Here is a 26,286-nt window from a genome sequence, read left to right on the forward strand (position 1 = left end):
TAGCTAAAGATTCCATCCTGTTTTGAATAATGTTTTTGGATCTTGATCGCTACATCATACATCAATTCAGCAACGCCTAAAATCCTATGACTCTTCCTTCCGCTGACACCCCTTTGTACAACCATCCTCTCCCAGAAATCGAGCAGTGGCTAAAAAGCCGCGGCTGCGAGCAAAACCTGCGGGAACTGCACTGCTGGAACATCGATCGACCTGCGTGGAAAGCAGAACTCTCCCTCGACCTCGACCAACTCACCATCCGCTACATCAATGCCGGAAACGACGGCCAAGACATCCACCGAGTATTCAAATACTCCCTCTCGCGTCAGGATATCGAAGCCGCAGTTTTTTCCGGGCCGTAATTCGATTTTAGATTTGAGATTTTGGATTTTAGATTGATGGATTGTCGGTGAATGTACAGAAAAGTGGGCGTTTTTGTCTGTATTTTCCAATCTAAAATCGCAAATCTAAAATCTAAAATTGTTACACTTTCCCAAATCTGCGGCTGCGTTTTTGATAAGTAGACAAAGCCCGGTGAAACTCCGATCTATCGAAATCCGGCCACAGCGTCTCAGTAATGTAAATTTCCGAATAAGCCATTTGCCAAAGCAGAAAATTGCTCAACCGCATTTCCCCGCTAGTCCGAATCAGCAAATCCGGGTCGCAAATATCAGCAGTATACAAATAGCGTTTAAATAAAACCTCATCAATCTCCTCCGGCTGCAACTTGCCCTCCTGCACCTGAGTGGCGATCGCCCGACAAGCTTGTACAATCTCCTGACGCCCCCCGTAATTCGTTGCCACCGTAAACAGAATTCCCTGATTGTGCTGAGTTGCCGTCACAGAACGCTGGATTTCCGCCTGCAAAGACTTCGGCAAAGCCTCCAAATTCCCCATAAATTGAATTTGCACGTCCTCGTCCACCATCTCTCGCAATTCTTGCCGCAGCTTGCCCTCAAACAAACTCATCAAAAAATCCACCTCCCCGGCCGGCCGCCCCCAATTCTCCGTCGAAAAAGCATAGGCCGTTAAAGCTGGAATCCCCCAATCTTTGCAGCAGCGCAGCAGTTCTTTGAGAGTGCTAGCTCCTCGGCGGTGCCCCGCAATCCGCGGCAACCCCTTATTCTTAGCCCAGCGCCCGTTCCCGTCCATAATCACTGCTATGTGCTTAGGCAGTAGTTCTTGTTGCAGATCCTCCGGCAACTTTTCCAAGCAAATTCCTTGACTCATGGTTTCTCCCGATTACCCGACCGGCGCATTATCCGCTTTAACAGTGTCACTCCCTTCAATCCTATCTGCCGTCCGAGATTGCCGATCGGAATTGGAGCCACAGCTCTTTCTCCCTCCGACGGAAACAGTTTTGCTTCCAGCAATTCTTTCAGTTTGCTGCTAGTTAAAGGTCGATTTAAAGTTCCCATCTGCGCCAAAGAAATAGAACCCGTTTCCTCGGACACCACCACGCACACGCAAGCTTGCACCCGTTCCGTAATCCCCATCGCCGCCCGGTGGCGGGTTCCCAACTGCCGCGACGCGCTGCGATCGGACAAAGGCAAAATTACCCCCGCCGACACGATCCGCGAAGCTCGAATCAAAACAGCCCCGTCATGAAGCAAAGTTTGTGGTTGAAAAATAGTCTGCAACAATTCTTTAGAAACTTCAGCATTTAACTTCACTCCCGGCACCGAAAAATCCCGATCGTCGATCGGAGAATCTGTTTCTACAATTAGTAAAGCGCCCGTGCGGTTTTGCGAAAGTTCTTTTACTGCGTCCACAATTTCATCTATTACGCTGTCCGGTTCGGGATTTGGTCGGCGATCGCGTCCAAACAATTGCCGAATTTCCCCCCGACCCAATTGTTCCAGAAATCGGCGAAACTCCGACTGCAATATTACCGCCATTGCCACAGCCGAACCCGTCACCAAGCTGTTGAGGGCAACGTGCAACAGCCTCAATCCAGCCCAGTTGCTCACCGCCGCCGCCAGCATCAAAATGATAAATCCCCGTACCATCCACAGCGTCCTGCGCTCCCCAACAATGACGAGCACCAAATACGCAAGCGCAAATACCAGTCCAATATCGATCGCCTGAATCAATAAGGACTGAACGAGGCCAAAGTCATAGCCAGATTGTTGATTGTTCATGGTTCATCGAACCCTACCGCCTGTGAACCGCGAACCGTGATGCACTCTAACCCATGAACCATGAACAGTTATTATTCCAATCGCGTGACTGAACAAGCCAAAAGTAAAAAGTTAAAAGACAATCATCAAGAATTCAAAATGAATTATCTTTCTTTTTTCTTTTTACTTTTTGCTTTTTACTTTTTACTTTTGAGCTCCGAGTCGTTCAGGAAGGCGGTCAAACCTCAGCAAATCTTGGTAAGTTTCCCGCTGTACGATCGTGTTAACTTCCCCATTTCTCACCAAAACCGCAGCCGGCCTGGGAACTCGGTTGTAGTTAGAAGCCATGCTGTAATTGTATGCCCCTGTAGCCGTGACGACGAGGACATCTCCTGCCTGACACTCTGGCAACTTAGCATCTTTAATCAGAATATCGCCTGATTCGCAGTGTTTGCCAGCAACTGTCACTGTTTCCGTTAAGGGAGCAGACATTTGGTTGGCTGCGAGAACTCGATAAACTGATTGGTAGGTAATAGGGCGCGGATTGTCCGACATACCGCCATCGACTGCTAAATATGTCCGCATTCCCGGAATGACTTTTTGAGAGCCAACGGTATAAGCGGTGACGCAGGCTGTACCCACGAGCGATCGACCCGGTTCGCAAAGCAACTTAGGCAATGGCAAGTCATGCCGATCGCAAGCTGCTACCACTGCGGTGCAAATTGTATGAGCCCACTTTTGAATGCTGGGAGGATCGTCCGCTTCAGTATAGCGAATGCCCAACCCGCCGCCAATATTAATTTCTGTCGGTTTTAAATCATAACTATGTGCTTTTGTCAAGGCCTGAATTATGACTTCGGCTAAATCATGATGCGGTTTCACTTCAAAAATCTGAGAGCCGATGTGAGCGTGTACTCCCACGCACGATAACGAGGGTTGCTTGCTGAGGAAACTAAAAACTCGATCGAGCGAGTTGGGATCGAAGCCAAATTTACTGTCGATTTGGCCAGTTTGAATGTATTCGTGAGTGTGACACTCAATTCCAGGGGTAAACCGCACCATAACCCGTGTCGGTCCGCCACTCTTGCTGCTGACACCCAATTTTCCCAACTCTGCTAGAGTCTCCAAATCAAGCCAATTGTCGGCTACGGTAACGCAGCCGCTTTCGACAGCTAGCTGGATTTCCTCGCGGGATTTGTTGTTCCCGTGAAAATAGATTTTGTCGGGATTCACGCCGGCTTGCAGTGCAGTGTAGATTTCCCCCGCAGATACCACATCTATGCCTAAACCTTCCGAAGCTGCGATCGCGCAAACTGCCAAACAACTCCAAGCTTTAGAAGCATAGAGCACTTGAGATTCGCCCGGATAGTACCGTTTAAAAGCATCTCGGTACTGGCTGCTGGTCGCTCGCAGCGTTTCTTCATCTAAGATGTACAGTGGCGAGCCAAATTGCTCCACCAAAGCTGTCACCTCGCAGCCTCCTATTTCCAACCGATCGCGACTGTTAACACTGGCTGTCAGCGGTAAAAGCTCTTGATTGGGCGATCGACTTTGCAGGGCATCTTGAGACTCAGACAGGTACTGAAGTCCAGATTCCACCCCGACAGATTGAGTTGATACCATCGCGAAATAACTATCCTTACTGTGTTCTCCAGTGTACAATTGACCGCAAGCAATTGGGTCATCAGGCCCCAGATTGATGCTTTTGAGTAATTTTAAAATCTAAAATCTAAAATCTAAAATCCCCTGTGCGTTTTATAGAAATTAAACATCTGGGCCCAGAACACCTGCCTTGTGCGGTAGAACTCGATCGACTTTGTTTTGGGGGACTTTGGGCGATCGAAGGCTACAGGCGCGAGTTAGACAGTCCTAACAGCGATTTACTGGGTTTGTGGACGTGGGAAACTGAGGACTCTGAATCCGCTCAAAAGTTGGGGGGCACGGGGGCACTGCCCCTACAGATTCCCCCAACTCTCATCGGTATCGGTTGTTTGTGGGCGATTTTAGAGGAAGCTCACATTATCATGCTGGCAATTCATCCTAGCTTTCAACGTCAGGGTTTGGGACAAGCTCTGCTTTTGGCTTTGCTAAAATCGGCTTGCGACAGACAATTAGAGCGCGCAACTTTAGAAGTGCGGGATTCTAATTTAGCGGCAGTTTCTCTGTACAAAAAGTTTGGTTTTAAAGAAGCTGGACGGCGGAAACGATACTACGAAGATACCGGAGAAGATGCTCTGGTAATGTGGCGCAGCGGCCTGGAAAAACCGGAATTTCAGCGATATTTGGCGGTTGAGGAACAGGAGATGTGCGATCGGCTGTATCTGAAAAATTGGCATTGGGCGATCGACATTTTTGAGTTGTGAGTGTAATTTGTTAATAATTTAATAAGCAACGGAGGACACGGCAGTGCCGTTTCCCTACCGGGATTAATTGTAGGGAAACGGCACTGCCTGCCTGTGGATGTTAATTACTTCACTTAATTCTTGACTACCACAATTAAGACAGATGCTGGGTGAGCTAATTTCTGTTCTGTCTACTCGTCCAAATCCTTTTCGCGTTTTCCCCTGATGACCTGGTTGTCCACCTGGTTTCTTTTTCTGGTCTTCTTCTGTTTTGACTGTTACTTTCTCTGGTTTTTGGAGTAGATCCGTTGATGGAGGAATTGAAGAAGTTTTACTGGTTGTTCGTAAGGATTCAGGTCATGTGAAAAACAGTAAAACCTATACGGTGTAACCATTTGATTGAATAATCATCAAATATCCATTCTTATTAAGAAACCATGAAAGCTTTTATTTTCGTACCTATTGAGAATGAAACTGTTGATTTAGCGAAGGCTTTAATTCTACAAGTCCTTCTGTGACTACGTTTCAGATACCTGAATCCTTACGGTTGTTCGACCTTTTCCCGTAGCAATCGCTAGTTTTTCTTGTAATTCTTCAATGATTTTTTGCAGCCCCAACACCATTTCCACGAGTTCAGCTTGGCTCAACTGCTCTATTTCGGTTTTTTTCTGCTCTCTGGTGGCTGCGGGCTTTTTCATTCCTTTATTTTACCAGCTTTTGACACTTAAGTCTTTTTTGACCTGAATCCTTACGCCAGAAGAATGTTTGGAGAATCCCGCGACAGTCAGCGGCGACCCCGTTTTGCCAGGATTCGTACTCAATATGAGCAAGATTTGGTAAGCTTAGTATAGGAGCAACGATCGAGGAAATCAATTATGTTGACATCAACAATCGTATTGCGAATACCACCAGAATTGCAAATGACAGACGACGAGTTTTTCGAGTTCTGTCAAATCAATAGTGAGTTGCGCATTGAACGCAACAAATCGGGAGAATTGCTAATTATGCCCCCTACTGGTTCGGAGACGGGAAACCGAGAAGGTAATATATTTGGGCCGTTGTGGGTTTGGGCAGAACAAAATGGTACTGGTTTAGCGTTTACTTCGAGTACAGGATTTACTCTGTCAACAGGTGCACAAAAGTCGCCGGATGCTGCTTGGATTAAACTGGAACGGTGGAATGCTTTGTCACCAGAACAAAAGCAAAAATTTGCCCCGATTTGCCCGGATTTTGTAGTAGAGCTCAGGTCGGCTTCTGACAATCTCAAGCCATTGCAAGAAAAAATGCAAGAATATATGAGAGAACCAGGAGTGCAGTTAGGCTGGTTGATTGACCGCAAAAATCGCCGCGTTTACATTTACCGTCCCGGTTTGCCAGAGGAATGTTTGGAGAATCCGGCTACAGTTAGGGGCGACCCCGTTTTGCCCGGCTTCGTACTCAATATGAGCAAGATTTGGTAGAACTGCTAGCAATAAATATCAACTTATTGTAAAAATTAATAATAGGATGCAAACACGCAAAAAATATGGATATTAAAAACGGCTTTGTAGGCACAATCGGCAACACCCCACTAATTCGCTTAAACAGCTTCAGCGATGAAACTGGCTGCGAAATTCTCGGCAAAGCAGAGTTTCTCAATCCCGGCGGTTCCGTCAAAGACCGGGCCGCTTTATACATCATCAAAGACGCTGAAGAAAAAGGCTTGCTGAAACCGGGGGGAACTGTAGTAGAAGGCACTGCGGGCAATACAGGCATCGGCTTGGCACACATTTGCAACGCTAAAGGTTACAAATGTTTGATCGTGATTCCCGATAACCAATCTCAAGAAAAAATCGATGCTTTGAAAACCTTGGGCGCTGAAGTTCGGACTGTCCCCGCTGTTCCTTACAAAGACCCGAATAATTATGTCAAATTGTCGGGAAGATTGGCGGAGGAAATGGAGAATGCAGTCTGGGCAAATCAGTTTGACAATTTAGCCAATCGCCGAGCTCATTACGAGACAACTGGCCCGGAAATTTGGGAACAAACAAACGGGAAAATTGATGCTTGGGTAACAGCTACCGGTACAGGCGGCACTTTTGCTGGCGTAGGAATGTTTTTGAAAGAAAAAAATCCTGCTGTTAGAATTGTCTTGGCAGACCCGATGGGCAGCGGGCTTTACAGTTATTTCAAAACTGGGGAAATTAAAACTGAAGGCAGTTCGATTACTGAGGGAATTGGCACCACTCGCGTGACTGCAAATATGGAGAATGCCCCGGTAGACGACGCCATCCAAATTAACGATACTGAAGCTGTGAGGGTAATTTATCAACTGCTGAGGAAAGAAGGGCTGTTTATGGGCGGTTCTGTGGGGATTAATGTCGCGGCGGCGGTGGCTTTAGCGAAGCAAATGGGGCCTGGACATACGATTGTTACGGTACTCTGCGACGGCGGGGCTCGGTATCAGTCGCGTTTGTTCGATCGACAATGGTTGGCTTCCAAAGGTTTGTCACCAGATTAACCGTAGTAGGGACACGGCAATGCCGTGTCCCTACTAAAAAGCAATGCCGTGTCCCTACTAAAAATCACCTGACAATTCGGGCATATATGGCCATACCTATTCCCATGATAAAAAAATAGCATATATGTAGCAGAATGTCAAGTAAAAAAACATGAAAATTAAAGAATCTTCTAGACAAGTTCTTGTTTGCCAAAACCGCACTTGTCGCAAGCAAAGTGCCGCAAAGGTACTGGCAGCTTTTCAGAAATTGTCTGGTTCAGAAGTTGAAGTTGTTGCTAGCAGTTGTTTGGGACAGTGCGGCAACGGGCCGATGGTGTTGGTGCTGCCAGAAGAGGTTTGGTATAGCGGTGTTTGTCAGGAGGAAGTTGCGACAATAGCTGAGCAACATTTGCGGGGAGGAAAGCCCGTAGAGAGGATGCTTTACCGCAAGTTTCACCAGCTTTCTCATTAGTCGATCGCCCGCGTTTACAAAAATTCTTCCGCAAACAACCGGCGGAGAATTTCGGTGACTTCGGCGCAGACTCTAGCGTCGAGTTCTATCGCTTTGCGATCGCCACTGCTGGAACCGTCTAAAACTTTTTCACCCCGCAAAGTCAGGGCTAAAGTTCTGAGTTTTGCCGGCTTTCCCGCAGCATAAGGCCGCTCGTCAACAAACCGCACTAAAGCCACATAAACTGTTTCTAGGGTTCCCCTGAGCGAGCTCACTCCGTAACCCAATTTTGAGATAATTACTGGAGAAGTGATGGCGCTATCCATCCCCAAAGTTTTGATTGCTTCGTCCGCGTATCGAGCGGTGTCATGTCCCATTGCTCTGACAATGGTTTCTAGGCTGTTCCACTGAGATCCTCTCATGCGCGATCGCCCTTCGAGATGGAAGTGCCATCCTAACATTGAAATCAGCCTGGTCAAGTCATAAGCAGATACAAAATTATTTTGTTGGGTGCTGTTTTCTGCCGCAGTTAGCAGCACTTGTTTTTTGCTTAGATCGAATATTTTGGGGTTGTTGAGATAAGGGATTTCGCCGTAATCACTGCGAAAATTTAGGTCGTTATTGCCAGTAGTGTTCTTCAGCCACTGCTCTAGTCCTGTACGAGTATCGAAGCGTTTGAACATCGCGGCTAAGGAGTTTGAACTTGCTATATTTGAGGTATAGCTAATCATGTCTTTTGCTACATCATAAAAGTAAAAATCTTGTTTTTGCCCGTTGCCATCTCTAATAACGCAGTTGTCAATGTCGCAGTCAGGATATTTGCTATTTACTTGACTGACGATGTTAAGGAGCGGGATAATTTTAGTAGCACTCCAGAACTGAGCCTTGGTAAGTGCGTTTTTTCCCAGCCACTGCGCCTGAATTTTGCCGTCAACAAAAGTGCCAATGCAAACGCAGGCTTGTTTGATGTCTTCGTGGAGAAAGTTTAAAGCTTGTGGGTTAATTTGAGGTTGTTGTCCGAGGCTGGGAAAGAGGCTGAGTTTGAGAGGATTATTGGCTGGGGGAATGTTGCTAATTACTTTTAAGCCGTCGGGTTTATGTTTGAGATAATCGGGATAGTTTTTAATTTCTTTTTGGTAAGGGAAGTTTTGAATGCCCCGGTCTAAAAAGGCTAGTTTGTTTATGTTAGCTTTGGCATCTATTTCGATTTGGAGGTAGTTTTTAAAGATGCGCGATCGGTCTTTTGCAATTTCTAGGGGAGTTGGGTTCATAATAGTTGATTGTAGCCCGTCGGAATAGATAAATAACTATACCTGAGTTCGGGGGCGATCGCTATGCACCCGGAATCGATGGTTGGATTCAGTTTTTTTTGCCGCGTACTTGAATGCGTTTGTCGGTTTTTTGTTTCTTAATCCAAGAGATAAATTTCTGGAGTTCAGGGTCATTTTTGAGCTTTTCGAGGGTGTTGAGCTCTTGGGCGAGGTGTTTGTTGTCGAATAGAGAGTGAATCTGGCGGTGACAGGCCGAGCAAATGTCGATCGTCGGGCTGGGATCTTCGTTTTTCCGCTTGGTGTTTTGTTTGGGGATGAGGTGATGGGCGGTTAATGCTTCCATTGGTCGATCGCACAATTCGCACGGCATAATTTTCTCAATGCTGCTGGATAGGAGAATTGCTATTTTTAATTTAGCTTAATTTAGCGCGATCGGCTTTGAGAGGGTGAATGAAAGTCGATCGCACTCTCCAAACAATAAAAAACCCCCAATTGGGGGTCATACAAATCTCTTGTGGCAGAGGCAGAAAAGCCTCTGGGATCACAAAATATACAGCAACAAAAACAAAACAATCCAAATAACATCCACAAAGTGCCAGTAAAGCTCAGTCGCTTCGATTCCGAAGTGGTGCTCGCTAGAATAGTGACCTTGCGCGCGCGATCGCCACACCACCGCCACCATCAGCAGCACTCCCAACGTAACGTGCAAGCCGTGAAAAGCAGTCAAAACGTAAAAGCAACTGGCATACAAATTCGTCGTCAAGCCAAACTCTAAATGAGTGTATTCGTAAACCTGACCGAACAAGAAAACTGCGCCCATAGCAATAGTTACGAGCAACCAATTTCGCATTCCGGCGGCATCATTCTTTTTGATTGCAGTATCAGCATTGTGAATCACAAAACTGCTAGAAATCAAAATCAGCGTATTAATTCCCGGCAGCAATAACTCTCGCGCCGGCGTACCTTCAGGAGGCCACACGGGGGCCATCGCCCGATAAATCAAATACGCGGCAAACATACCGAAAAATATCATGCCTTCAGCGCACAGGAACACAATTACACCTAACATTCGGTGGTCGGGATGCTCGACACCGTGTGCTTCTACCTCGGCATTGTGGTGGTAATTCAGGGCTGTTTTTGCCGGATCGATCGCTGGAATTTGCATAATAAATTGCTAGTTGGTAATGGGATGTTGAAGGAAGAAGGAAGTTCGGCAACGGATTCTGTAACGGATGTAACGGATGTAACGGATGTCAGGAAGAATGAAGAAGGAAGAGGGAAGAGGGAAGAGGGGAAAAATTTTATCCCTACATTGCGGGTGTGCTGTTGCTGTCAAAAGTCATCAGTCAAAAGTTCTCATATTGTAACGTGCAATAACTAATAACTCATGACTAATGACTAATGACTAATGACTGATGACTGATGACTAATAACTATTCGCCATCTTGACTTTCATCAGCAGGAGAATCAACATTTATCTCTGATTCAGGAGCGACCAAAGTTGCAGTACCGCCAAAGAAAGTTGAAGCTTGAGCCTCCGCAATAGGAATACCTGTTTTCTGGGCGTTGCGGCTGGCATTTTCCCTCAACTTGAGCCTGAGACGTTCCCCTGTCCGCTGAATTTTTTCCATGCCGTAATCGTAAGGCCCCGTTGCCAACACCGGCACTCCTTCAAAATTTTCGATAGGTGGCGGCGAAGTCGTCATCCATTCCAAACTCAAAGCTTGCCAAGGATTGTCACCTGCTTTCGGGCCGTACCTCCAGCTCCAAATCACATTAATGATAAATGGGATTGTAGACACTGCCAGCATATAAGCACCGACAGTACAAATGACATTAATTGTGGTAAATTTCGGGTCGTACATTGCCACCCGCCGGGGCATTCCTTGCATCCCCAAAGCGTGCATCGGCAAGAAAGTTACAGTAAAGCCAACATAGGTTAAAACAAAGTGAACTCTACCCCAAAATTCATTAATCATCCGCCCCGTCATTTTGGGGAACCAGTGGTAAAAAGCAGCGTAAATTCCAAACACCGAGCCACCAAACAGCACGTAGTGCAGGTGAGCGACGATAAAATAAGTGTCGTGAACGTGAATGTCGAAAGGTACGGAAGCTACCATGATCCCGGTGATGCCGCCGAGGACAAATGTTGAGATAAAACCCATCCCAAATAGCATGGCGCTAACGAGCCGGAGTTTTCCTCCCCAAATAGTTGCCAACCAGCTAAATATTTTAATCCCAGTTGGTACGGCGATGATCATAGTCGTGATCATAAAAAACATCCGCAGCCAGCCTGGTGTGCCGCTGGTAAACATATGGTGCGCCCACACGATCAAGCCCAAAAAGCTGATCGCGAGACTGGAATAGGCGATCGCCAAATAACCAAAAATTGGCTTGCGCGAATGCACCGGCAAAACTTCTGAAATCACCCCGAAAAAGGGCATAATCATAATGTAAACTGCCGGGTGCGAATAAAACCAGAATAAATGCTGGTAGACGATGGGATCGCCGTTGCCGGTCGGGTTAAAAAAGGCCGTCCCTGCTAACAAGTCAAACGACAGCAAAATCAAAGCTGCGGCTAAGACTGGAGTAGCAATTAAAGTCAGCGCTGAAGTCGCAATCATCGCCCAGCAAAACAAAGGCATTTCATTGAGACTCATGCTCGGAACCCGCATGGTAAAGATGGTAACGGCAAAATTCACCGCCCCCAAAATCGAAGAAGTTCCGAGAATCAAAACGCTGAGAATCCAAATTTCTTCCCCGGCTTGAGCAGTAACTAAGCTCAAAGGCGGATAGGAAGTCCAACCCGCCTGCGGAGCTCCCACCAAAAAACTGCTCAATAGCAACACGCCGCCTACGGGAATCAGCCAAAAGGCGATCGCATTCAGCCTGGGAAATGCCATGTCTTGTGCCCCAATCATTAAGGGGATCAAAAAGTTAGCAAATCCGGCTCCGGCGGGTACGATCCACAGGAAGATCATCACCGTCGCGTGAACAGTAAATAAACTGTTGTAGAGTTCGGGGCTGACAAAATCGGAGTCGGGGGTGGCGAGTTCTGTTCGCACCAAAGTGGCCATCACGCCGCCGATTAGATAGAAAGTAAATGTTGTTACCAGGTATTGAATACCTATGACTTTGTGGTCGGTATTAAAAGTGAAGTAGTCGCGCCAATGTCTCTCAGCGGGCGCTGTTCCGCGAGCCTCAGTGTTGGCACTTTCTTGGAACTGTGCTTGTGTCATAGTTATTAGTCATTAGTTATTAGTCATTAGTTATTAGCTAAGGATCGAAGACCCAGTGCCAGGAACTAATGACTATTTTTAGTGATGAGTTGGGTGAAGTTGTTCTAGGGTTTCGGAATTAACTTTTATTTCCCGGACGTAGGGAGCCAAAAATTCTCCGTCTGACAATTTCCCCGGATTGACGGCAACTGCTTGCTCTAAGTTTTGACTGCTAGCAACTTGCTGACTTTGCAGCCAACTGTCGAAGTCTTCGGGCGTGTGAACGACTGCTAAAGCTTTCATCGCTCCGTGATAAGCGCCGCACAATTCAGCACAAACAACCCGGTATTCGCCGACTTTATTTGCTGTAAATCTCAGCTCGCTCGGCCGCCCGGGAATTGCATCTTGTTTGAGGCGAAATTCTGGCAGCCAAAATGCGTGCAGCACATCTTGGGCTGAGATATTTAGCTGTACGTCGCGGTTGGCTGGCATATGCAGTTCGCCGGAACTAACGCCGCTTTCTGGATAGCTAAAAATCCAGGCGTACTGCAAACCCATGACATTTACAACTAAATCTGCTGGTTTGTCTTCATTTTCTGGGGAAGCGCCTACGCCTAGAGCAACGAGTTTTTGAGGCGGAATTTGAGGGGTGTTTTGGGGTGTATCTGAGAGTGTGGCGGCGATCGCACTTCCCCGCATTTTAGAGTGCGCTTGCATGGTGCCGTGGTCGTGATTTCCCATCGGATCGAGGCCTCCCATTGAGTTGTAAATCTCAAAACTGTAGACTCCGATTCCTAAAATAATCACCGCCGGCACGGCTGTCCAAAGAATTTCTAAGGGAAAGTTGTCATGCCAAGGCGGCCCATCTGTGTTGTCTCCTTCACGGCGGCGATATTTAATTGCAGCAAAGATCAGCACTCCCTGGACCATGATAAATAATCCAGTGGAAATGGTCATCATTGTATTGAATAGTGCGTCTATATCGGATGCTTCATCAGAGGCGGCGATCGGCAGTAAACCGTGATTCTGCCCGTACCAGAGACTGATCAGAGTCACTCCGATGCCGGCGAGCATGGTGAGGATGGAACTTGGAATGTTCACGCTGGTACTTCTTAGTAGCGACACTTCTTCGCTTGAAAAAGGAAGGAAGCGCCTCTGGGTTATCAATTTTTAATTGTAAATGGTATTTTTAGTAAAATGTCTATCTTAAGGGTTACTTAAGGCTTAGTATGTTTGACCGATCGCCCCGGCGCATAAATACGTCTTTTGTACCTTGACAAAATTGATTAAAAATGCTATATAATCGCTCTGTTTGGCTGCTAAATTTGAGATTGTTTCTCAAACACCATTAAATGCTGCTGGGGCAACATATCTTTTGTCTCTTTCCATACTAAACCGACGGCTGCCATTTCTTTTTTCACCTGCTTCTGCGTCATTTTGTGCAAACCTTTAATGGGAATCAGCGGGTTTTCGCCCCGATACTCGATCGATACCGTGCGGCCTCCCGGTTTGAGTGCTTTCACAATTCCTTGCATCATTTCTCTGGGATATGCAAATTCGTGATAAGCATCCACCATCACCACTAAATCCACGCTGTTTTCCGGCAAATTCGGATTGTCGATACTGCCCAAAACTGGCTCAACGTTAGCGATATTTTTTTCTTTTTTATTCAACTCAATAAGATTGAGCATCTCCGGCTGCACGTCAACTGCCAAAACCTTTCCTTCTGGAACTAAGGGAGCGATGCGAAAGCTAAAATATCCCGTTCCCGCTCCAATATCTGCTACAATATCGGTTGGTTTTAAATCGAGATTGTTCACTAATCGAGCTGATTTTTCTTCCATGCCGCGAGACGGTCTTTCCAGCCAACCAGCACCTTGATATCCCATGACTTGGGCAATTTCTCGACCCATGTAAAATTTGCCTGTGCCGTCGGGATTGTGGACGGTTCGCTGCTGGTAAATTGTGTCGCCATTTGCGGTTTTACTTGCTGCTGCACAGGCATTGAGCGGCAACAGGCAAATTATTGCGAAGATTATTAATGTTAGGGGTTTAATTAATTGTGCTGTTTTTTTCACGATATTTCTGATTTTGTGTTTAAATTTATTTCTCGTTCCCTGGCTCTGCCGGGGAACGCATATCCAGAGGCTCTGCCTCGGTAATACCCAGAAGAGTTCAAGACTTAATTGACAGCGGATTCTAACAGTTTAATTGTACCAGAGTCAGCGTCAATTTCAACTTCTAGACCGATCGGCAAAGTGAACTGTTCCCGAATGTGTCCCACCATTGAACCGTACCACGCGGGAATCTTCAAAGGGCGAATGTGGTCGGACAAGACTTGAGCTAAGGTTAGGGACTCTTGCGGTTTTTCAGCTTCGCACTTGGTACACTGTCCGAAAATAAAACCTGATATTTTATCGAGAATGCCTGCTAATTTGAGCTGCGTCAACATTCTATCGATGCGATAAACCTCTTCGCCAACTTCCTCAACAAACAAAATACTGTTTTCCCACGGCGGTAAATATGCAGAACCCACCATTGCTGCGATTACTGATAAATTGCCGCCGATTAGTTTCCCCCTAGCTGTGCCCCGCCCGATTGTTTGAACTTGCACGCTTTTGGAGTTTTGCATCGTCACAGAACCTCCGTCAAACAAAACTTTTTTGACGTAATCCACTGTAAAGGGACTCCAAGTTGACGCACCTAAAGGGCCGTGAAAAGTAACTCTATTAGTTTTAGCATAAATCGCCAATAACAGCGCAGTAATATCGCTGAATCCCATAATAATTTTGGGATTGTTGCGGATAATATTGTAATCCAGGAGCGGCAAGATCCGACCGCAGCCCCAGCCGCCCATCCCGGTAAAAATAGCTCGCACTGAGTCATCGGCAAAGGCTGCGTTGACATCGGCGGCGCGATCGGCATCCTTGCCCGCTAAATAGCCGTAGCGATCGTAAAAATGCTCTCCCAGTTTAACTTTTAATCCCAGATTTTCGATAACTTTAAAAAAATCCTCGATTTCTTTTTTGTAATTGAAAGCGGCAGGATTGATTAAAGCTATAGTATCGCCAACTTGCAGGCGGCGCGGCTTAACGATCGCACTTTTGGGAGATAGGTTGGTTTGGGCGATCCTCTTCGAGGGCTTCGCTAACGGCAAAAGCTGAGTACCAATAGCAGTCAGCCCAAAAGTTCTGATCAGAGCGCGGCGGCGGAGAGTCATAGCTGTTAGTTAATTTTTGCTATAATTGTATAGCAAAATATCTGTCATATCAGTTTAAAATTGCGAGTTTCAAATGAAAACAGACACTAAAATCTCAGCTAAAAAATCTTGGGCTAAAGCTTTAGCCCGTCCGGCTGCGGAATTTCCGCTGACTCAGCTATTGGTTAAAAGCGGTAAAGTTCCCGCAGGATTGCGGGGCACTCTCTACCGCAACGGGCCCGCACGTTTGCAACGCGGCGGCATGAATGCGGGACACTGGTTTGACGGCGACGGTGCAATTTTGGCAGTACATTTTACCGATGCGGGTGCTGCGGCTGTTTATCGCTACGTGGAAACAGCGGGATATCAAGCTGAGGAAAAATCTGATAAATTTCTCTACAGTAATTATGGCATGACAGCACCGGGGCCTGCGTGGTTCCGCTGGACTAAATCTGTTAAAAATGCTGCCAATACTTCAGTGTTAGCTTTGCCCGATCGCCTTTTAGCTTTGTGGGAAGGCGGCTTGCCTCACAGCCTCGATTTGCAAACCTTGGAAACTCAGGGAACGGACGATTTAGGAAGTTTAGAGAGTGGATCTTCTTATTCCGCTCACTGCAAGCGCGACCCGATTACTGGCAATATTTTTAACTTTGGAATTACACATGGTGCGAGTACAAAGTTGAATCTGTATAAAAGCGATCCTACAGGCAAAATTGTGCAACAAGCAACTGTTGCTTTAGATGGCCCTCCTATGCTCCACGATTTTGTTTTGGCTGGAAAGTATGTAATATTTTTTGTGCCGCCAGTACGAGTAAAATTTTTGCCAGTGTTAGCTGGAATTAGCAGTTACAGCGACTCTTTGGAATGGAAACCGGAGTTAGGAACGCAGATATTAGTTATTGACTCTAAAACTCTATCTTTAGTTAGTCGCGGCGAAACCGATTCTTGGTTTCAGTGGCATTTTGCTAACGGTTTTGTCAAAGAAGATGGTTCGGTGGCTGTAGATTTTGTGCGCTTCGCTGACTTTCAAACTAATCAGCGGCTGAAAGAAGTAGCGGCGGGTGAAACTCGCACCGATGCGGAGGGGACTCTGTGGCGGGTGCATCTCAATCCTCTGACGGGCAAAGTGACAGCAGCCGAAGAATTGCTGGATAAACCTTGCGAGTTTCCGACGGTACCTGCTTCAGAAATAGGGCAAGACTCGCGATATATTTATCTGGCAATGTATCGGCCTGACGTTGATATTGTAGCGGAACGTTACGGTGCGATCGCCCGTTTTGACACGCAAAGCCGCCATCTCACAATTGCCGACTTGGGCGAAAATCGCTATCCCACAGAGCCCATCTACGTTCCAGATATTTCCTCGGAGAAAGGTTGGATAGTAACAGTTATTTATGACGGCAATTCTGACAGCAGCGAAGTCTGGATATTTGACAGCGACGGACTTTCAGATTCTCCTGTTTGCCAGCTAGAATTGCCCGGTGTCATACCTTTGGGCTTTCACGGCACTTGGAAACCGGCAGTCTGAGAAAATTGTAAAGAAGTGTTGCGGAAGATTTATTAAAAATTGTTGCCGCTTTAACTTCTAGTTGTTAAGGTGTGTGTAGATAGGAAATTCTCATATCTAGGAGGTGTGGATTTGACAATCTGCATTGCTCAATTATCCTGTGCCAATTCGCACGAATCCCCGGTGATTTTCAGTCGCGGCTGCACAGGATATCGTCTGCCTCTGCGGACTAAAAAAAGAGGGGTAATTAAGCCCTGGCGAATAACCAATCCAGGCGAATATTCCCGGCGAATAAATTCGCGACTACACAGGCAAAGTCCGCCTCTGCGGACTGAAGAAAACCAATCTCCGGCGAGTTTATTCGCGGCTGCACAGGCCAAGTCCCCCTCCGCTAACTGAAGAAAGAGCGGTACTAAAGCCAGCTTTGGCATGATTCACGACTAGGTTTTATCGTCTCACGTTTGTCTGCTTGCATGAGGTTAAGTGACAAGATATTTGACTGATTCCTGGCAAACTCAAAGTTTAGTTCAACTCACGCGCACGTTAGCGATTCAAAAGTTTTTTGTTTTGAGTTAACCCCACGAATAAATTAGGCTTATCGGAACAAGATAGCCTTTCCCAAAATTATGAATTATGAGTTGTTACCGCCAAAACATTCAACTCATAACTAATAATTCACAACTCACAACTCATAACTCCGTGCCGCGGTGAGCATCAACCAAAAGGTTTAATCTATGCAACTTCAAGGAAAAACAGCTCTTGTTACAGGAGCTTCGCGCGGAATTGGGCGATCGATCGCCCTGGAATTAGCGAGACAAGGAGTCAAACGTTTGTTGATTGTGGCGCGCAACCGCAAGCAATTAATTGAACTGGCAGAGGAAATCGATCTTTTTGGCACAGAAGTAGTGCCGTTAGCTTTGGATTTAACTCAGTCGGTAGCGGTGAATATTGCGATCGCCCAAGCTTGGCGAGATTGCGGCCCGATTCACCTGCTAGTCAACTGTGCGGGCGTCGCCCACCAAGCATCATTCTTGCGTTCCCCGCTGCCGTTAATCGAGGAAGAAATCGCCTTAAATTTGCTCGGAACCTACACAATTACCCGTTTGATTGCGAGGCGAATGGCGACTCAAAAAGAGGGAACAATCGTAAATGTTTCGAGCTTGATGGGAAAAATTGCCGCTCCGACAATGGCCACTTATTCTGCTACCAAATTTGCGATTTTGGGATTCACCCAAGCTTTACGCAGCGAGTTAAGTCAGTACAATGTTCGAGTCACAGCTTTACTGCCATCTCTAACAGATACCGACATGGTGCGAGACTTGGAACAATTCCGCTGGGTAGTGCCGACAACTCCCGAAAAAGTTGCCCTAGCACTTGTCGCGGGATTGCACAAAGATGCGCCGGAAATCTTGGTAGGATATCAAAGTCATCTAGCAGTTTGGTGTCACCGAATTGCTCCTTGGCTGCTGGATTTTGTGTTGCGGATGGCGACTCCCGAACTTCGGGATAAATCGCGGGGCCGCAAATTGCGGGAGGCTTTAGCTAGCGGGCGATAAACTTTTTAGTAGGGCGGGCTCTTCGGCCCAACCCCTACTCCCCACAAGAAATTGGATGTGTTGTGGAACGGGCATCTTGCCCGTTGCTAAGCGCACCTTACATTTGGCAAACACTTTAACGGTTAGTCATATCGTTTCCGGTTGCATCGGAATGATACCGAGGACACGGCAGTGCCGTGTCCCTACAATTAATGGGGGTAGGGACACGGCACTGCCGTGTCCTGACTGTGAGTAATATTAATTCCGATGCTACCGGAGTTGATATCATTTCCACTCGCCCTGCAACGTAAAAGCAGCCCAATAATAGGGAGACTTCCATTTTTCCTGCTGCATCATTTCCATCTGCGCCGCCCTCAAAGCTGCCGCCGATGTTAACTTTTGTTGCAGCATTTTTTGATAAAACTTTTGCATTAACACAGCAGTTCCTTCATCATCCACACTCCACAAACTCACCGCTATCCGCTGCGCCCCTGCATACATAAACCCCCTCGTTAATCCCACCATTCCTTCGCCTTTAACATTCTGTCCCATGCCCGATTGGCAAGCACTTAAAACCACTAAATTTGCCGCCAGTTTCAAGTTGAAAATATCCGTGAGGCGCAAAAAACCATTGACAAGATTGCCCTTGTCATCTACCATCGACATCACCATTCCTGACAGTTCGGGATTTTTACTGTTGGCAAGGCCGTGGGTGGCTAAGTGAATGATTTGATAATTGACTAAATTTCCATCGGTAGCGGTAGTGCGACTGGCATCAAAATCAAATATTTGACGGCTAGAAGCTGAGGGGAATAAGCTGGATATTGTTTGGGCTTCTTGGCGGGTAAATGGTAGACGATCGGGGGGCCATTTTATCTCGGAAGCGCGAACCGAGCGATTTAAACCGAGGTTATTTGCTTCTAATTTTTCTGTTGTTGCTTGGGTGATTTTTCCTTTAATTCTTTCATCGTCTGGACTGAAAACAGGGTCTGCTAAAATTGCTAAAGTTTGGCTGGGCGGTTTTCTATCTCCGTAATTTTGCCGGAGAATGGCGAGAGTTGAGGCGGAAGGCAGGGTAATAATTTCATGTTCGGCAATTAAGGGAACATTGGTATTTTGTCCGGCGGTTTGGGGAAGAGTTAAAGCGGGAAAAGGGGTATAGTGCAGCACGCCGTCGGGAACAATTAATAAGCGTTTGTTTGCTAATTGGGCTGCGGCAGGCTGTAAAATTATTTGACCGAGATTTGCACTTGCTTGGGCAACTTTTTGGGGAATATTTCTCTGGGTTGGGCTAGTGACTGCGGTGCGGAAAGCCACTGCTGCTGTTTCAATGTCGGCGCGTTTTGGCAATTCATAGCTAGTTAGTCCCGTTGATGTCACAACCCACAAATAACTGCGGTCTTTGCCGAGGGAATACTGCAATAAAATCGTGTTTTCATCGAGAATCTGTTTTTGAATTTCAGGCCGTGTTAAAGGTTGGGGTTGGGTGAGGGCGGCGTAGCGGGGGCTGGCGCTACGAATCTGGGCTTGAATTTGCTGATATTCTTGCAAAAGTGCGAGGCGCTGTTTGTCGATTTCAGCGATTTTAGTTGCGTTGGGGTTGGGGCTGCTGATTGTTTCGATGCGCTGCTTTTCAATGGCATCGAGTTGCTGTTGCAGGCTCTTTTCTTGTTGCAGTAACTCGGGGGAAATACCTTCGCGAATGTTGGCGTTACTTTCTTGGAGAAGTTCGAGGAGGCTGCGGGCACGAGAACGTTCGCTGGCTTCTAAGGCTGTTGTATCATAACCGGATTTAGGATTAGTTTTATGCAGTTGCATTAACAAATCGATGTAGAATTCGTAGTAGTTCTGGACTGTGGCAAAGTATGAGCTGCGGAGTTCTGGGCTGGCAATTTTGGTGCGGAGGTTTTCGATAATTTTGAGAGAGGCTTCGATGTCTTTGAGGGCTTCGTTAAAATTACTTAAATCGCGCTTGACAGAAGCCATGCCGAAAAGGTTGACAGCTTCTATTACGGGGTGGCTGACAGCCCGACTCAGAAGCAGGGATTGGCTAAAATACTGTAGCGCTTTTTGTTTCTCTTCCGACTTTAAGTAAACTAAGCCGATGTTTTTGAGGATGGTAGCTTCCCTGCTGCGATCGCCAACTTCCCGACTCAGGCGAAGGGATTGGTTGTAATACTCTAAAGCTTTTTGTTTGTCTCCCGAATCGTCGTAGATTCTGCCAATGTTGTTGAAGGTGATAGATCCCCCGCTGCGATCGCCGATTTCCCGACTTAGATGAAGGGATTGATGGTAATATTCCAAAGCTTTCTTTTGCTCTCGCAAATCTGAGTAGACAGCCCCGATGCTGTTGAGGATATTAGCTTGCGCCCATCGATCGCCGACTGCCTGACTGAGGGGAAGGGATTTGTTGTAATACTCTAAAGCTTTCTGTTTCTCTCCCAAATCTGAGTAGACTTTGCCCATGTTGCTGAGGGTGACAGCTTCCCCGCTACGATCGCCGACTTCCCGACTCAGGGGAAGGGATTTGCTGAAATACTCTAAAGCTTTCTGTTGCTCTCCCAAAGCTAAGTAGACAGCGCCAATGTTGTTGAGCGTGGTAGCCGCTTGCAAGCGATCGCCAATTTCCCGACTCAAGGGAAGCGATCGGTTGTAATATTCTAAAGCTTTTTGTGTTTCTCCCAAATCCGAGTAAACTTTGCCGATGTTGTTGAGAGTGATAGCTTCCCCGTGGCGATCGCCCAAGGCGCGAGTGGGGGGAAGAGATTGGTTGTAATATTCTAAAGCTGTCTGTTTTTCTCCCAAATCCGAGTAGACTTTGCCGATGTTGCTGAGGGTGATAGCTTCCCCGCTGCGATCGCCGACGGCTCTCCCCAGCGGCAGGGATTGGTTGAAATACTGTAGCGCTTTTTGTGGCTCTCCCAATTTTGAGTAAACTAAACCGATGCTGTTAAGGGTAATAGCTGCTTGCGAGCGATCGCCGACTGCTTGACTCAGGGGAAGCGACTGGTTCAAATACTGTAGCGCTTTCTGTTGCTCTCCCAATTCTGAGTAAACTAAACCGATGCTGTTAAGGGTGACAGCTTCTTTCTCGCGATCGCCCGCTTTTCGATACAGTTTTAATGCTTCTTCATATTTGACGATCGAACCTCTTAAGGCTTCCGCTGTTCCTTGTTCGTAGAGTTTCTCTGCTTCTTCATATACTTTTTGGGCAGCCTCGCTACTGTTAGTTTGTGCTGTTTGTACGGCGTTGCCAACGAGCACGGCTGCTGCCACTGGCTGACTTAACTGAAGCGAAAGTGCGATCGACATACCAGCCAAAAACCATTGAGTGCGATCGAACATAGCCACCCCTTTTGTATTGTTGTCAATTTTAATCACTAGCCCCCTTAGTGTAAAGGCAGGAAGAAGTAAGGGCGATCGGCATTTTTGCTAGAGTTAACGAGTAGTGCGATTCCCTGCGGGATCGCTACGCCGCGCGTACTTTTTCCCAGCATGAACAACATCCTAACTACCCCCGATCCCGTAACAACCCACTGGGATTGCCCCGAATGCGGCGGCACCGGTACCCTCAGCCCCGAAATTTGCCCTGTTTGTCTCGGAGCAAAATACATCGATCTCGCGACAATAACTAACTGGATGCTCGATTTTATGGAATCTCGCGGCTGCGATCGAGCTGAGATCGATCGATTGCGAACCGAAAGCCCAGACCCCCTAACATTAACTTTTTGCCTCGAAGTTTGTATCGCCCTTAAATAAACAACGATATAAAGTCTGCTTAATTGCTTATAAATCATTTACGGGCATCGGGCATCGGGCATGGTCGGAAAAAAAACGCACTCTACAAGTTGATTTAACTGAAACGAAATAATGCCCAATTCCCTATTCCCAATGCCCTCTTCCCAATATTCAGTGTCCCTTAACCGGATGTTGACCGTAAAAAGGCAAAGCATCCGACCAATCAGGACGACTTCCCATTTGCCACTCCAAATAAGCCAATTCCAACACACTAGAAACCGACCAGCCCAACTCGCTGCCAACTTCAATTAACTGATAAGAATTTTCCCAACTTTCCAACTTTTCCTGCCAGAATTCCGCCGTCATCACCGTATCAGGAAACAACTCAGTTAAACCAGAATCTTTGTTAACTGAATAAACAGCGCCAAACAATTGTCCCCGCTGTGCAGGCATTTGCAGCGCCATATCATCTCTCAAAAGCCCCCCCTTAGTAAGGGGGGGTTGGGGGGGTTCTAATTCCAAAAGCCTCTTAGCAAGGGGGGGTTCCGCCCAAGCGACAGCCGCCAAAGTTGAAATCGCAAAAACAGGAATATCCAACTGTTGAGCCAAAGTCCGCGCCGTCACCATACCCATCCGAGTCCCCGTGAAACCTCCGGGCCCCTTCGCCACTGCAATAAAAGCCAAATCCGCCCAAGTTTGCGGCTGAATAAACTCGACTAAATACTGATGCAAATGAGTGGCTAAATCGCGATCCAAATTCCAAGTTTGGCAGCGAGAATCCCCGGCAAAATTGCTGATGGCTAAACCGAGTTCCCGACTAGCTGTGTGCAAGGCTAAGCCGTATTTTTTAACTGATGTTCCGTCTTGGGGATTGCTATTCACGATTACTGATAATTTTCCTTAACAAAAAACAGCGGCAAAGCCACAACTAAGCAACCCAAAAGAATGCCAAATATTCCCGTATTTAAAATCCTGGAATTACCCATGCCCCCAGTCATCAAGAACAGCACTACTAAACTTGCAAATAAATTTTTATTGGCAAATTCTTTCTTTTGGGAAACTTGATGCTTGACGGCCATAAAACCCGAAGAAACTATTAGCGCAAACCACGAATTAAAAATGACTATTTGAGAACCAAAGATAAACCAAACTAAGGCAAACATTAGCGCATCTATCCAAAAATCCTGAGTTTTCAACTTCGGCAGCCAAAATTCTTGGGTAGTAACAGAGGCGATTTTCTTGAGTAATTGATTGTGTTGCAGCCGCACGAGTTTGTTTCTCAATTTAATCTTGGGATCGATTTGCAATATTTGCTTCCACTCCGGGCGGCGAGAATTGTTGACTCTTCCCAACAGCTTCACGGCTGCGACTTTATTTAACTGCAAATCGGTGAGTCGGGTGGCAATTATTTGAGATAAGTGCGGATAGTAAACTGGGTTGTCTTCGGTTCTGTTGATGACGATATTGAGCTGTTGCTTGGCTTGACTGACTTGGATTGTAACATTGTACGGGGCGATCGCCTCTTGCAAAGCTTGCTGAATTTCGGCTTGCTGTTGGCGAGTGAAAAGCGACACACCGGGCGCAGGTGTAACCACCCGTTCTGCGGGCGTTTCCGGCGCGTCTAACACAGGCGAAGCATCTAAATACACCGGTACCGGTTTGGGGTTCAAGTGCCGGATGACTGCTGATGCTGAACTGTAGCGCCGATTGGTGGCACTTTGGAGCATGGTGTCGAGGATGCGGCCGAAATCATCGCTAACAGCGGTTTTCAAATAATTTCGCCAAGCCCAAGAATCTTCTGTACTGTCGAACAAATCGAAGGGAGGAATTTCAGTCAGCAAGTGAATGCAAGTAACGCCCAAACTGTAGATATCGCTGGCAAAAACTGCTTTCCCCATCAATTGTTCTGGGGCTGTATAAGCAGCACTGCCGATGATTGTACCAGTTTGCGGCAAGCCAGTTGCTGTTACTTTCTTAGCTGCACCAAAGTCTACTAAAACAATATCTTTTTGGAAAGGAGAGGGTTGATAGGAAGTTTCTAAGGCGGGTAAAGGAGTTGGAGATAGCCGGCGGCGAATTATATTTTCTGGTTTGATATCGCGGTGAATAACTTTGGATTTGTGGACGAAGTGGAGCACTGGCAATAAATCGTTGAGGATTTGCCGAATTTGAGTTTCGGTGAATGCTCCTTTTTGTTCTAATTCTCTGGCTAGGTTTTTGCCGTCTATAAATTCTTGTACTAAATACTGTCTCCCCTCTTGTTCAAAATGCGCGATTAATTCTGGAATTTGGGGATGTTTGCCCAAGGTTTCTAGCTGGGCTGCTTCTTGGTGAAATAGTTGAGCGGCTTTTTCGGCTGCGGTATTTTGCTGCAAAAATTGCTTGATTACGCACTGCGAAAAAATCAGGGGTTTTGTTTCATCAACTGCTAGAAATGTTCTGCCAAAGCCTCCTTGTCCGATCGGCTTTATGGTTCGGTAGCGAGATGCTGATGGCGTTTCTGGGTCAATAGTCAACAACAATTTTGAGCCGCAACTTTGGCACAACTCTGCATCACCGAGGTTTTGCGGATTGTGACAAGTTGGGTTTAAGCAATAGCACATTGGATTTTAGATTTTAGATTTTAGATTGGTAATTGGTAATTGGGAATTGGGCATCGGGCATCGGGAATTGGGAATTGGGAATTGGTTATTGGTTGTTATCGCCAACTACTCACAAAAAAACCATAAAAAACAACAAATAGCAACCAACAACCAACAAATAACTAATGACTAATGACTAATGACTACTGACTAATGACTTCTTCCTTAAGTCGGGACGAGTTCGCCTGGCCGCAATGCAGCCCATTTGCCGGTCTCTTGCTTGAAACTTTGACATCCGACTACATCCCATTCCATTTCAATTTCGTCTTGGCGGGGGCGGATGTTGACGTTGATTGTCGGTTCTACGGGGTCGAAATCAGGTGTTTCGGTGAGATGAATCTGTTCGTGCTGTCCTTCTACGGCGTGGTAGGTGAAGCAGCGGTCTACATAGTGGCAGTTAATACAAATACACATTCTTGATATCCTCTGTGCATTTCAAAAAGATTGGTGAATTTTGAGCTTTCTGTTAATCTAGCGTAGCAAGAGCTTTATTGTTTGTAAGTTTATTTATTTTTGTTGCGATGCCGATTAATTTGCCACCTGTGCTATCTCCTGATACTTGGCCGTTTGATTTGGAACTGCTGACGCCGCCTGTTTATTTGGTGGGCGGTGCGGTGCGGGATGCGCTGCTGGGGAGGCGATCGCACTATTTTGATTTGGATTTCGTTATGCTAACACGGGCGGTGAAGACTGCTCGAAACATTGCCGATCGCACGAAAGGTGGATTTGTCTTGTTGGATGCGGAACGCCAAATTGCGCGGGTGGTGTTTGCGGGCGGTACGGTGGATTTGGCGCAAGCGGAAGGGGGGAGTCTGGAGGGGGATTTGCTGCGCCGGGATTTTCGGATAAATGCGATCGCCTGCAATCCTTTTACAGGAGAAATCATCGATCCTTTGGACGGTCAAACTGATTTGCGGTTGGGTTTGCTGCGGATGGTTTCGCGGTCAAATTTGGAGGACGATCCGCTCAGGTTATTAAGAGCTTACCGCCAAGCGGCGCAGTTGGGTTTTGCGATCGAACCTGAAACTCAATCGGCGATTCGGGAATTAGCGCCGCTGTTGAGTCGGGTAGCGGTGGAACGGGTGCGGACGGAATTAGGTTATTTGTTGAGCAATCCTGACGGTGTTCCTTGGATTTGTCGCGGTTGCGAAGACGGTTTGTTTTCGATTTGGTTTGAAAGTGCGATCGACCGTTTTGATATTTTGACAAAAATTGACGCATCTGCTGACAAATTAGCGGCAATTTACCCGGAATTAGGGAAGGAATTCGGGCGTCAGATTCGAGATACAATTAAAACGCCGTTGTTGGCGGTTGCGAAGTTGGCTGTTTTGGCAGATTCCGACCCCACAATTGCTGAAACCCAGTTGCTGCGGTTGAAGTATAGCAATGCGGAGATTAAAAGTGCGATCGGGCTTTTGAAATACTTGCCACAATTGCAAGCAAAACCAATTGCGGAAATGTCTTTGCGAGAACAGTATTTTTTGTTTCGGGATGTGGGAATAGTATTTCCAGCCTTAGCAGTTTTGGCGGTGGCGGCGGGAGTTGCAGTTGAGAATATTTCAATCTTAATTAATCGCTATCTCGATAGGGATGATATTATTGCTCATCCCACACAATTAGTGAGCGGCAATGATTTAATGGAATATTTAAATTTGCCCAGAAGTCCGCGCATAGGTAAATTGTTGATGGAGATTCAATTAGCGCGCGTGGAGGGGAGAATTGCGACTCGCGAAGATGCGCTAAAATTGGCGGCAGAGTTGGTAGATAACTAAAAGATAGATATCTAA

The 26,286-nt window shown here is 46.7% G+C and carries 25 protein-coding genes and 2 pseudogenes; 11 read left to right on the forward strand and 16 right to left on the reverse strand.

Translation table 11 applies throughout. The features are described from left to right. The first annotated feature begins 86 nt into the window (after positions 1-86). Positions 87-359 carry a DUF3143 domain-containing protein gene (locus QUA02_RS12455; protein WP_333028073.1) on the forward strand — a complete coding sequence of 91 codons (273 nt, stop codon included), beginning with the start codon at positions 87-89 and terminating at the stop codon, positions 357-359. Positions 360-480: 121 nt separating this feature from the next. On the opposite strand, the gene uppS is transcribed toward QUA02_RS12455, so the two are convergent. From uppS to lysA, 3 genes are all read right to left on the reverse strand, one after another. Further along, positions 481-1,227, reverse strand: a complete 747-nt coding sequence (gene uppS / locus QUA02_RS12460; protein WP_333028075.1) for an undecaprenyl pyrophosphate synthase — start codon at positions 1,225-1,227, stop codon at positions 481-483. Continuing rightward, positions 1,224-2,138 carry a diadenylate cyclase CdaA gene (gene cdaA / locus QUA02_RS12465; RefSeq protein WP_333028077.1) on the reverse strand — a complete coding sequence of 305 codons (915 nt, stop codon included), beginning with the start codon at positions 2,136-2,138 and terminating at the stop codon, positions 1,224-1,226. The genes uppS and cdaA overlap by 4 nt, the downstream gene beginning before the upstream one ends. A 183-nt stretch (positions 2,139-2,321) precedes the next feature. Beyond that, positions 2,322-3,740: a diaminopimelate decarboxylase gene (lysA, locus tag QUA02_RS12470; protein WP_333028078.1), complete on the reverse strand. Its 1,419-nt coding sequence runs from the start codon at positions 3,738-3,740 to the stop codon at positions 2,322-2,324. Positions 3,741-3,865: 125 nt separating this feature from the next. Here lysA and rimI point away from each other — a divergent pair, with 125 nt between their 5' ends. Further along, on the forward strand, positions 3,866-4,480 hold the full coding sequence (rimI, locus tag QUA02_RS12475; protein WP_333028081.1) for a ribosomal protein S18-alanine N-acetyltransferase: 615 nt from the start codon (positions 3,866-3,868) through the stop codon (positions 4,478-4,480). An 81-nt stretch (positions 4,481-4,561) separates the two neighbouring features. On the opposite strand, the pseudogene QUA02_RS12480 reads toward rimI, so the two are convergent. Then, a pseudogene (locus QUA02_RS12480) lies at positions 4,562-4,795 on the reverse strand (IS66 family transposase); the annotation flags it as partial. A 182-nt stretch (positions 4,796-4,977) separates the two neighbouring features. Then, entirely contained in the window at positions 4,978-5,157 is a 180-nt protein-coding gene (locus tag QUA02_RS12485) for a hypothetical protein (protein ID WP_333028083.1), read from the reverse strand. Between the two features lie 58 nt (positions 5,158-5,215). On the opposite strand from QUA02_RS12485, the pseudogene QUA02_RS12490 reads away from it, so the two are divergent. The 4 genes and pseudogenes from QUA02_RS12490 to QUA02_RS12505 all read left to right on the forward strand — a co-directional run. Then, a pseudogene (locus QUA02_RS12490) lies at positions 5,216-5,299 on the forward strand (Uma2 family endonuclease); the annotation flags it as partial. A 35-nt stretch (positions 5,300-5,334) separates the two neighbouring features. Beyond that, positions 5,335-5,919, forward strand: a complete 585-nt coding sequence (locus tag QUA02_RS12495; RefSeq protein ID WP_333028085.1) for a Uma2 family endonuclease — start codon at positions 5,335-5,337, stop codon at positions 5,917-5,919. A 65-nt stretch (positions 5,920-5,984) separates the two neighbouring features. Further along, the gene (locus tag QUA02_RS12500; protein WP_333028087.1) at positions 5,985-6,959 is read left to right on the forward strand and encodes a cysteine synthase A; all 975 of its coding nucleotides are present in this window, start codon (positions 5,985-5,987) and stop codon (positions 6,957-6,959) included. A gap of 151 nt (positions 6,960-7,110) precedes the next feature. Further along, positions 7,111-7,410 (forward strand): (2Fe-2S) ferredoxin domain-containing protein, encoded by a 300-nt coding sequence (locus QUA02_RS12505; RefSeq protein WP_333028089.1) that lies wholly within the window; start codon positions 7,111-7,113, stop codon positions 7,408-7,410. A gap of 14 nt (positions 7,411-7,424) precedes the next feature. Here the strand turns inward: QUA02_RS12505 and QUA02_RS12510 are convergent, their stop codons facing one another. The 3 genes from QUA02_RS12510 to QUA02_RS12520 all read right to left on the reverse strand — a co-directional run bounded on the left by QUA02_RS12510 (position 7,425) and on the right by QUA02_RS12520 (position 9,825). Next, the gene (locus QUA02_RS12510; protein ID WP_333028091.1) at positions 7,425-8,660 is read right to left on the reverse strand and encodes a hypothetical protein; all 1,236 of its coding nucleotides are present in this window, start codon (positions 8,658-8,660) and stop codon (positions 7,425-7,427) included. Positions 8,661-8,748: 88 nt separating this feature from the next. Next, positions 8,749-9,030 (reverse strand): HNH endonuclease, encoded by a 282-nt coding sequence (locus tag QUA02_RS12515; protein WP_333028092.1) that lies wholly within the window; start codon positions 9,028-9,030, stop codon positions 8,749-8,751. 171 nt (positions 9,031-9,201) lie between these two features. Then, entirely contained in the window at positions 9,202-9,825 is a 624-nt protein-coding gene (locus QUA02_RS12520; RefSeq protein ID WP_333028094.1) for a cytochrome c oxidase subunit 3, read from the reverse strand. A 24-nt stretch (positions 9,826-9,849) separates the two neighbouring features. Here QUA02_RS12520 and QUA02_RS12525 point away from each other — a divergent pair, with 24 nt between their 5' ends. Beyond that, a complete protein-coding gene (locus QUA02_RS12525) occupies positions 9,850-10,041 on the forward strand; it encodes a hypothetical protein (protein ID WP_333028096.1) in 192 nt (63 codons plus the stop codon). A 52-nt stretch (positions 10,042-10,093) separates the two neighbouring features. Here QUA02_RS12525 and ctaD read toward each other — a convergent pair whose 3' ends face one another. The 4 genes from ctaD to QUA02_RS12545 form a co-directional block, all read right to left on the reverse strand. Next, positions 10,094-11,899 (reverse strand): cytochrome c oxidase subunit I, encoded by a 1,806-nt coding sequence (gene ctaD, locus QUA02_RS12530; protein ID WP_333028097.1) that lies wholly within the window; start codon positions 11,897-11,899, stop codon positions 10,094-10,096. A 78-nt stretch (positions 11,900-11,977) separates the two neighbouring features. Next, positions 11,978-12,979 (reverse strand): cytochrome c oxidase subunit II, encoded by a 1,002-nt coding sequence (locus QUA02_RS12535; protein WP_333028099.1) that lies wholly within the window; start codon positions 12,977-12,979, stop codon positions 11,978-11,980. Between the two features lie 218 nt (positions 12,980-13,197). Next, a complete protein-coding gene (locus QUA02_RS12540; RefSeq protein WP_333028101.1) occupies positions 13,198-13,956 on the reverse strand; it encodes a class I SAM-dependent methyltransferase in 759 nt (252 codons plus the stop codon). A 104-nt stretch (positions 13,957-14,060) separates the two neighbouring features. Next, on the reverse strand, positions 14,061-15,098 hold the full coding sequence (locus QUA02_RS12545; RefSeq protein WP_333028102.1) for a S66 peptidase family protein: 1,038 nt from the start codon (positions 15,096-15,098) through the stop codon (positions 14,061-14,063). Positions 15,099-15,171: 73 nt separating this feature from the next. Between QUA02_RS12545 and QUA02_RS12550 the strand changes: the two genes are divergently transcribed. Together QUA02_RS12550 and QUA02_RS12555 are read left to right on the forward strand one after the other, a co-directional pair. Next, positions 15,172-16,605, forward strand: a complete 1,434-nt coding sequence (locus QUA02_RS12550) for a carotenoid oxygenase family protein (protein ID WP_333028105.1) — start codon at positions 15,172-15,174, stop codon at positions 16,603-16,605. 713 nt (positions 16,606-17,318) lie between these two features. Beyond that, positions 17,319-18,140 (forward strand): SDR family NAD(P)-dependent oxidoreductase, encoded by an 822-nt coding sequence (locus QUA02_RS12555; protein WP_333028107.1) that lies wholly within the window; start codon positions 17,319-17,321, stop codon positions 18,138-18,140. Between the two features lie 264 nt (positions 18,141-18,404). On the opposite strand, the gene QUA02_RS12560 is transcribed toward QUA02_RS12555, so the two are convergent. Further along, positions 18,405-21,431 carry a CHAT domain-containing protein gene (locus tag QUA02_RS12560; protein WP_445305167.1) on the reverse strand — a complete coding sequence of 1,009 codons (3,027 nt, stop codon included), beginning with the start codon at positions 21,429-21,431 and terminating at the stop codon, positions 18,405-18,407. Between the two features lie 183 nt (positions 21,432-21,614). On the opposite strand from QUA02_RS12560, the gene QUA02_RS12565 reads away from it, so the two are divergent. Continuing rightward, positions 21,615-21,878 carry a hypothetical protein gene (locus QUA02_RS12565; protein WP_333028109.1) on the forward strand — a complete coding sequence of 88 codons (264 nt, stop codon included), beginning with the start codon at positions 21,615-21,617 and terminating at the stop codon, positions 21,876-21,878. 150 nt (positions 21,879-22,028) lie between these two features. On the opposite strand, the gene tsaB is transcribed toward QUA02_RS12565, so the two are convergent. The 3 genes from tsaB to QUA02_RS12580 all read right to left on the reverse strand — a co-directional run bounded on the left by tsaB (position 22,029) and on the right by QUA02_RS12580 (position 24,913). Then, a complete protein-coding gene (gene tsaB / locus QUA02_RS12570) occupies positions 22,029-22,739 on the reverse strand; it encodes a tRNA (adenosine(37)-N6)-threonylcarbamoyltransferase complex dimerization subunit type 1 TsaB (protein ID WP_333028111.1) in 711 nt (236 codons plus the stop codon). A gap of 2 nt (positions 22,740-22,741) precedes the next feature. Then, entirely contained in the window at positions 22,742-24,460 is a 1,719-nt protein-coding gene (locus tag QUA02_RS12575; protein ID WP_333028113.1) for a protein kinase domain-containing protein, read from the reverse strand. A gap of 204 nt (positions 24,461-24,664) precedes the next feature. Continuing rightward, a complete protein-coding gene (locus tag QUA02_RS12580; RefSeq protein WP_333028115.1) occupies positions 24,665-24,913 on the reverse strand; it encodes a Ycf34 family protein in 249 nt (82 codons plus the stop codon). Between the two features lie 107 nt (positions 24,914-25,020). Here QUA02_RS12580 and QUA02_RS12585 point away from each other — a divergent pair, with 107 nt between their 5' ends. Then, complete coding sequence (locus tag QUA02_RS12585; protein WP_333028207.1) at positions 25,021-26,271, forward strand: tRNA nucleotidyltransferase/poly(A) polymerase-related protein; 1,251 nt, start codon at positions 25,021-25,023, stop codon at positions 26,269-26,271. Positions 26,272-26,286 lie beyond the last annotated feature (15 nt).

It is taken from the genome of Microcoleus pseudofavosus SVA1_A4 (genome assembly GCF_036700565.1).
Taxonomy (GTDB): Bacteria; Cyanobacteriota; Cyanobacteriia; order Cyanobacteriales; family Microcoleaceae; genus Microcoleus.

Excerpts from the sequence above, each read along its gene's own strand:
- QUA02_RS12455 (WP_333028073.1), top strand. The coding sequence starts at position 87 with ATGACTCTTCCTTCCGCTGACACCCCTTTGTACAACCATCCTCTCCCA.
- uppS (WP_333028075.1), bottom strand. The coding sequence starts at position 1,227 with ATGAGTCAAGGAATTTGCTTGGAAAAGTTGCCGGAGGATCTGCAACAA.
- cdaA (WP_333028077.1), bottom strand. The coding sequence starts at position 2,138 with ATGAACAATCAACAATCTGGCTATGACTTTGGCCTCGTTCAGTCCTTA.
- lysA (WP_333028078.1), bottom strand. The coding sequence starts at position 3,740 with ATGGTATCAACTCAATCTGTCGGGGTGGAATCTGGACTTCAGTACCTG.
- QUA02_RS12485 (WP_333028083.1), bottom strand. The coding sequence starts at position 5,157 with ATGAAAAAGCCCGCAGCCACCAGAGAGCAGAAAAAAACCGAAATAGAG.
- QUA02_RS12495 (WP_333028085.1), top strand. The coding sequence starts at position 5,335 with ATGTTGACATCAACAATCGTATTGCGAATACCACCAGAATTGCAAATG.
- QUA02_RS12500 (WP_333028087.1), top strand. The coding sequence starts at position 5,985 with ATGGATATTAAAAACGGCTTTGTAGGCACAATCGGCAACACCCCACTA.
- QUA02_RS12505 (WP_333028089.1), top strand. The coding sequence starts at position 7,111 with ATGAAAATTAAAGAATCTTCTAGACAAGTTCTTGTTTGCCAAAACCGC.
- QUA02_RS12510 (WP_333028091.1), bottom strand. The coding sequence starts at position 8,660 with ATGAACCCAACTCCCCTAGAAATTGCAAAAGACCGATCGCGCATCTTT.
- QUA02_RS12515 (WP_333028092.1), bottom strand. The coding sequence starts at position 9,030 with ATGCCGTGCGAATTGTGCGATCGACCAATGGAAGCATTAACCGCCCAT.
- QUA02_RS12520 (WP_333028094.1), bottom strand. The coding sequence starts at position 9,825 with ATGCAAATTCCAGCGATCGATCCGGCAAAAACAGCCCTGAATTACCAC.
- QUA02_RS12525 (WP_333028096.1), top strand. The coding sequence starts at position 9,850 with ATGTTGAAGGAAGAAGGAAGTTCGGCAACGGATTCTGTAACGGATGTA.
- ctaD (WP_333028097.1), bottom strand. The coding sequence starts at position 11,899 with ATGACACAAGCACAGTTCCAAGAAAGTGCCAACACTGAGGCTCGCGGA.
- QUA02_RS12545 (WP_333028102.1), bottom strand. The coding sequence starts at position 15,098 with ATGACTCTCCGCCGCCGCGCTCTGATCAGAACTTTTGGGCTGACTGCT.
- QUA02_RS12550 (WP_333028105.1), top strand. The coding sequence starts at position 15,172 with ATGAAAACAGACACTAAAATCTCAGCTAAAAAATCTTGGGCTAAAGCT.
- QUA02_RS12555 (WP_333028107.1), top strand. The coding sequence starts at position 17,319 with ATGCAACTTCAAGGAAAAACAGCTCTTGTTACAGGAGCTTCGCGCGGA.
- QUA02_RS12560 (WP_445305167.1), bottom strand. The coding sequence starts at position 21,431 with ATGTCGATCGCACTTTCGCTTCAGTTAAGTCAGCCAGTGGCAGCAGCC.
- QUA02_RS12565 (WP_333028109.1), top strand. The coding sequence starts at position 21,615 with ATGAACAACATCCTAACTACCCCCGATCCCGTAACAACCCACTGGGAT.
- QUA02_RS12575 (WP_333028113.1), bottom strand. The coding sequence starts at position 24,460 with ATGTGCTATTGCTTAAACCCAACTTGTCACAATCCGCAAAACCTCGGT.
- QUA02_RS12580 (WP_333028115.1), bottom strand. The coding sequence starts at position 24,913 with ATGTGTATTTGTATTAACTGCCACTATGTAGACCGCTGCTTCACCTAC.
- QUA02_RS12585 (WP_333028207.1), top strand. The coding sequence starts at position 25,021 with ATGCCGATTAATTTGCCACCTGTGCTATCTCCTGATACTTGGCCGTTT.